This window comes from Streptomyces alkaliphilus, assembly GCF_014141535.1.
Classification (GTDB): domain Bacteria; phylum Actinomycetota; class Actinomycetes; order Streptomycetales; family Streptomycetaceae; genus Streptomyces; species Streptomyces alkaliphilus.
The window spans coordinates 1-3639 of the sequence record NZ_VKHT01000520.1 but is presented as its reverse complement, the minus strand read 5'-3'; the positions used below and the strand labels follow the sequence as shown (position 1 = coordinate 3639).

Annotated in this window: 4 protein-coding genes; 1 reads left to right on the top strand and 3 read right to left on the bottom strand. The window is 72.2% G+C overall.

All coding sequences use genetic code 11. From position 1 onward, the window contains the following. Positions 1-52: 52 nt before the first annotated feature. Positions 53-679, top strand: a complete 627-nt coding sequence (locus tag FNQ90_RS15980; protein ID WP_182607004.1) for an SPFH domain-containing protein — start codon at positions 53-55, stop codon at positions 677-679. 38 nt (positions 680-717) lie between these two features. Here the strand turns inward: FNQ90_RS15980 and FNQ90_RS15975 are convergent, their stop codons facing one another. The 3 genes from FNQ90_RS15975 to FNQ90_RS15965 all read right to left on the bottom strand — a co-directional run bounded on the left by FNQ90_RS15975 (position 718) and on the right by FNQ90_RS15965 (position 3553). Continuing rightward, on the bottom strand, positions 718-2418 hold the full coding sequence (locus FNQ90_RS15975; protein ID WP_182607003.1) for an acyl-CoA mutase large subunit family protein: 1701 nt from the start codon (positions 2416-2418) through the stop codon (positions 718-720). 152 nt (positions 2419-2570) lie between these two features. Beyond that, positions 2571-2957 carry a DUF3817 domain-containing protein gene (locus FNQ90_RS15970; RefSeq protein ID WP_182607002.1) on the bottom strand — a complete coding sequence of 129 codons (387 nt, stop codon included), beginning with the start codon at positions 2955-2957 and terminating at the stop codon, positions 2571-2573. A gap of 89 nt (positions 2958-3046) precedes the next feature. Beyond that, positions 3047-3553, bottom strand: a complete 507-nt coding sequence (locus tag FNQ90_RS15965; RefSeq protein ID WP_182607001.1) for a MarR family winged helix-turn-helix transcriptional regulator — start codon at positions 3551-3553, stop codon at positions 3047-3049. Between the last annotated feature and the right edge of the window lie 86 nt (positions 3554-3639).

Sequence of the window (3639 nt, the reverse complement as noted above, 5' to 3'; positions counted from 1 at the left end):
GGTGAGGGGCGGGAGACCCCGCGGGAACGGGCGGGAACGGCGAGGAGAAGGAGTGCGTGCGCCGATGGTGCTGCTGTTGTTCGGGATGATCGCGGCGATCGCGGCGGGACTGCTCGCCGCCGGGGTGAAGCGGGTCCGACCCGGTGAGGTGGCCGTGGTCGAGCGGGCCGGGGCCCACCACCGCACCCTGTCCGCCGGCACCCACCTGCTGGTGCCCCTGCGCGACCGCGTCCGCGCCCGGCTCGACCTCGGGGAACGGGTGCTGACCCTGCCCCCGCGCACCGCCCACGCCGGGGACCGGCACCAGGTGACGGTGGCCTGCCGGGTGCGCTGGACGGTGGGCGATCCCGAACGGGCCGTGTACGCGGCGGCGGACGGACCGCGCTCCCTGGAGCACCTGCTGGACGTGGAGATCCGCTCCGCGGTCTCCGGGATGCTCGCCGCGGAGGTGCCGCACCGCCGGACGGAGTTGGAGGAGCGGTTGGGCGAGACGATGCGGGAGGCCGGCGCCGCGCGCGGGATGGACGTGCTGGCCGTGGAGTTCGACGAGCTGACGCCCACCCGCCCCGAGGCGGCCCGGGTGCTTCCCCCGGGGGTCCTGCCGGGCCCGGCCTCCCCGGAGGGGGCCGGGGAGGCCGGGTATCCCGGCGGCGGACCGACGGGGCCGGGCCGGGGCTGAACCCGGGGGTTCAGCCCGGCCCGGCGGCGACGGGCGGCTCAGAAGCCCGGCGGCTCGGTGTAGGTGCCCCACTCCTCGCGCAGCGCTTCGCAGATCTCCCCGAGGGTGGCCTCGGCGCGGACCGCCACCAGCATCGGCTCGATCATGTTCGCCCCCGAGCGGGCGGCCTCCACCATGCCCGCGAGCCCGGCGCGCACCGCCTCGTCGTCCCGGCCGGCGCGGCGTTCGGCGAGCTCCCGCACCTGCTCGCGCTCGACCTCGTGGCTGACCCGCAGGATCTCCAGGTCGCCGGTGACCGAGCCGGTGTGGCAGTTGACGCCGACGACCTTCTTCTCACCCTTCTCCAGGGCCTGCTGGTAGCGGAAGGCGGCCTCGGCGATGTTGCCGGTGAACCAACCGTCCTCGATGCCGCGCAGCAGGCCGGAGGTGATCGGACCGATGGGGTGGTTGCCGTCCGGGACGGCCCGCCGCCCGCGCTCGGTGATCTCCTCGAAGATCTTCTCCGCGTCGGCCTCGATCCGGTCGGTGAGCTGCTCGACGTACCAGGAGCCGCCGAGCGGGTCGGCCACGTTGGTGACGCCGATCTCCTCCATCAGCACCTGCTGGGTGCGCAGCGCGATCTCGGCGGCGCGCTCGCTGGGCAGGGCCAGGGTCTCGTCCAGGGCGTTGGTGTGCAGCGAGTTGGTGCCGCCCAGCACCGCGGCGAGTGCCTCGACGGCGGTGCGCACCACGTTGTTGTACGGCTGTTGGGCGGTGAGCGAGACCCCGGCGGTCTGGGTGTGGAAGCGCAGCCACTGCGCCTTCTCGGTGCGCGCGCCGTACATGTCGCGCATCCAGCGCGCCCAGATCCGGCGGGCGGCGCGGAACTTGGCGATCTCCTCGAAGAAGTCCAGGTGCGCGTCGAAGAAGAAGGACAGGCCGGGGGCGAAGGTGTCCACGTCCAGGCCCCGGGACAGGCCCAGTTCCACATAGCCGAAGCCGTCGGCGAGGGTGTAGGCCAACTCCTGCGCGGCGGTGGAGCCGGCCTCGCGGATGTGGTAGCCGGAGACCGACAGCGGCTTGTAGGCGGGGATGCCGGCCGCGCAGTGCTCCATCAGGTCGCCGATCAGCCGCAGGTGCGGCTCGGGGGCGAAGAGCCACTCCTTCTGGGCGATGTACTCCTTGAAGATGTCGGTCTGCAGGGTGCCGTTGAGGGTGGCGGGGTCCACGCCCTGGCGCTCGGCGGCGACCAGGTACATGCAGAAGACGGGGACGGCGGGACCGCTGATGGTCATCGAGGTGGTGACCTCGCCCAGGGGGATGTCCCGGAAGAGGACCTCCATGTCGGCGGCGGAGTCGATGGCGACCCCGCAGTGGCCGACCTCGCCGAGGGAGCGGGGGTCGTCGGAGTCACGCCCCATGAGGGTGGGCATGTCGAAGGCCACGGACAGGCCGCCGCCGCCGGCCTCGAGGATCATCCGGTAGCGCTCGTTGGTCTGCTCGGCGTTGCCGAAACCGGCGAACTGGCGGATGGTCCAGGTGCGACCCCGGTAGCCGGTGGGGTGCAGGCCGCGGGTGAAGGGGAACTCCCCGGGCCAGCCGATCCGCTCGAAGCCCTCGTAGCGGTCGCCGGGGCGGGGCCCGTAGACCGGCTCCACGGGATCTCCGGAGAGCGTGGTGAAGTCGGCGTCCCGCTTGCGGGCGGCGTCGTACCGGGCCTGCCACCGTCGGCGGCCCTCAGCGATGGCGTCAGCGTCCATGCCACCAATTTACTTGGACGTCCAAGTATTTTCCAGGGCTCCGGTCCCCGAATGACGCCGCCCCGCCCCCGAACGTGCGAGGTGGGGCGGGACTGCGGGAAGCGGGGGTGCGACGGGAAGCGGGCGTGCGGGGCCGCGGGAAGCGGCCCGGGTCAGGCGGAACCGACCTTCGCCGAGGCACCGGCCTCCCCGTCGAGGGCACCGGGGCCCTCGGGGAGGTCGTGGTCCTCGTCCCGCTCCAGCAGCGGCTCGATCTCGGCCCGGACGGTCCGCTCCACGAAGAAGGCGACGAACGGGATGGTCCCCGACAGCAGCACCCACAGCAGCTTCCCGAACGACCAGCGGGCCTTCTGCCCCAGGTCGAAGGCGAAGATCAGGTACACGATGTAGAGCACGCCGTGGGTCTGGGAGACCACGAAGGTGATGTCCTCACCCACCTGGAAGCCGTACTTGAAGACCATGCAGGTGCTCAGCACCAACAGCATGACCGCGGTCACGTAGGCCATCACCCGGTAGCGGGTCAGCACACTCGGCTTCATGCCCAGCAGCGTAACGCGACCGGTTTCCGACGATCCCACCCGGGGCCGCCGAAACCGCCCCCGTCCGACCCCGGGGCGCCCCGGGGATGTCACTCCTCGAAGTCGCGGGCCGCGACCCGCAGCGGGCGCAGGAGCGCGAAGATCTCCCGGCACTCCTCCTCGTCGTAGGCGCCCAGTCCGAAGTCCATCGCCATCAGGTCGCGGGTGGCGGCCTCGCAGACCTCGCGGCCCCGGTCGGTGATCGAGGCGAGCGTGCCCCGTCCGTCTTGCGGGTTCGGGCGCTTGGTGACCAGGCCGGCCCGGACCAGGCGGTCGACCGTGTTGGTCACCGAGGTGGGGTGCACCATCAGGCGCTCCCCGATCTTGGACATGGGCAGCTCCCCGGCCTTGCTGAAAGTGAGCAGGACCAACGCCTCGTACCGGGCGAAGGTCAGGCCGTAGGGCTTGACGACGGAGTCCACCTCGGCGAGCAGGATCTGGTGCGCGCGCATGATGGAGGTGATGGCCGCCATCGAGGGGACCTCGCCCCAGCGGTCGTTCCACAGCTCCGCGGCACGGGCGATCGGATCGAACGTCAGGCTGAGCGGTTTCGGCACGGCTCCGACCCTACCGGCAGGTCACATCCGGGGTCGGGGCGTCTCGGGGAATGGCCGTCCCCCTTTCCGGTCCCGCCCCCCGATGC